Annotated in this window: 1 protein-coding gene; it reads left to right on the top strand. The window is 37.3% G+C overall.

The window, feature by feature from the left end; all coding sequences use genetic code 11:
- Positions 1–8: 8 nt before the first annotated feature.
- Entirely contained in the window at positions 9–119 is a 111-nt protein-coding gene (locus R2R70_RS19280; RefSeq protein WP_410978791.1) for a phage holin, read from the top strand.
- Positions 120–351: the final 232 nt, after the last annotated feature.

Genomic DNA, 351 nt, shown 5'->3' with positions numbered 1-351 from the left:
CCTTCTCAATGGTCTTTACGTTAGTAACAACCCTTGTCGCATGGTACAAAAACAACTATGTGACTGATATAGGAAAGAAACAAAAAGAAGTTCTAAAACAAAAAGGATTAACAAAATAAGAGCTGTCCCAGGCGGTTTTTTTAAATAAAAAAGCAATTTTAAGGAGACGATGAACAATGGTAAAAATCATTCAAGATTATATTTCAAAGAGTAACCGCAACAGACCAGGCAACTATATGAAGCCTTTATATATTACAGTTCATAACACATCTAACACGTCAAAGGGCGCAGACGCAGCAAGTCACGCAGCTTTTGTTAAACGAGCTAGTACAGCCGTTAGCTGGCGCTACA

Origin of the sequence: Cobetia sp. SIMBA_158, assembly GCF_046566945.1 — a bacterium.
GTDB classification, from domain to species: Bacteria; Pseudomonadota; Gammaproteobacteria; order Pseudomonadales; family Halomonadaceae; genus Cobetia; species Cobetia amphilecti.
This window is presented reverse-complemented; position numbering and strand designations above follow the sequence as displayed.